We start from the raw sequence: 1,421 nt of genomic DNA, 5'->3' as shown, positions 1-1,421 counted from the left end.
ACCCGGGCAGCGGCCTGCCGACGGGCGAGCGGGAGGAACTGCTGGCCGCAGCTGTTCGGTCCCGGGAGTGCGGCCTGCCCCTGCGCCGGGCCTGTCGGGTCTGCCTGGGCGGCGGGCGGGAACTCTGCCTCTCTCTCCACATGTCCTGGGTGGAACAGCCGGACGGCTCCTGGCTGGCATACATCGCCTGTGCCGATATCTCCCAAGAGGCCGCGGCCCAGGCCGAGCATCAGATCCGCTCCCGGATGTACGACCTGCTGTTAGAGCACACCTCCCTCCTGACACTGGACTATGACCCCGCCCGGGACCTAGCCCAGATCCAGCGGCACAGCACCAGCGGCCGCAGGACCTCCCGCACCGTCTCCGGCTATCTGAAGAGCCTGCTCACCGCGTCCTACCTCCACCCGGAGGACCGGCGGCGGCTGGCAGGCGCGGTCCGTCGGGCCATCACGCATCCCGGGACGGTCTCCTGCACCTATCGGGCGGATTATGAGGACACCGGCTGGCGACGCTATCAGGTGTCGTGGATGAGCCTGTTCGATGAAGCCGGAAATGTGTACCGTCTGCTGGGCAAAGCGGAAGATGTGACTGGCCGCCGGGCGGCTGCGGAACACTTCCGGCAGTTGGCCGCCCGGCACCGCCGGCAGGCCAGGGCCTGTCTGGCCTCCGCCCGGCTGGATCTGACCGCCGGACAGACATTGGACGCCAAGGCCGCGTCCCGGCACCTGCTGCGCACGCTGTTCGACCGTACCGCAGGCGCCTGCCTCCAGCAGATGGCCTCTGCCCTGCCGGAGGCAGAGGAGCGGGCGCGGTTCCAGGCTCTCTTCTCTCCGGATGCTCTGTCGGATGCCTTTGCAGAAGGCGTGTTCCAATTCTCCATGGACCACTGGATCTCTACCGGAAAGGGCGGCCCGTCCTGGGTCCGGACAGAAGCAGAGATGGCGGAAAACCCGGACACGCTGCATCTGGAAGTCTTTTTCCAGCTGTGGGACCGGAGCTTCCGCAGGCTGCAAAGCACTCTGTTGGATACCCTGACCAGGCAGGATTACGAGCTGGTCCTGACAGCGGACGCCCGCTCCGGTGCCTGCCGTGCCTATGGACCGTCCGCAGGCCGTCTGCCGGAGAACGCCACCTGCCGGTCTCTGGCCGCCTGGTATTTCCAGCAGCTGCCGCCCTCCCACCAGCGGACCGCCCTGCGGAAAGCCCCCTCCCTGGAGGCTGTCTTGTCCCAGCTGGAGGCAGTTCCCTCTGTGGAGCTGGTCCTCCCGGCCCCGGAAGGAGCGCCTTACCATCTGCGGTGTTCCCCGCTGGAGGGGATGCCCGGCGTGCTGCTGGTGACTTGCCGCCGCCTTCCGGCCGGCACGCCGTCCCCCGCCCCATAAACGCAGAAGACCCGCCGCAGGCTATCGCCCGCGGCGGGG

The 1,421-nt window shown here is 68.3% G+C and carries 1 protein-coding gene; it reads left to right on the top strand.

Features of this window, described 5'->3' with window-relative positions; genetic code table 11:
- On the top strand, positions 1–1,382 hold a 1,382-nt coding region (locus tag HMPREF1546_RS14485), incomplete at its 5' end, for a hypothetical protein (protein ID WP_021752063.1).
- Between the last annotated feature and the right edge of the window lie 39 nt (positions 1,383–1,421).

This window comes from Oscillibacter sp. KLE 1745 (assembly GCF_000469445.2).
Lineage (GTDB): Bacteria > Bacillota > Clostridia > Oscillospirales > Oscillospiraceae > Oscillibacter > Oscillibacter welbionis.
The sequence above is the reverse complement of the archived record's forward strand: the minus strand, read 5'-3'. Positions and strand labels throughout refer to the sequence as shown.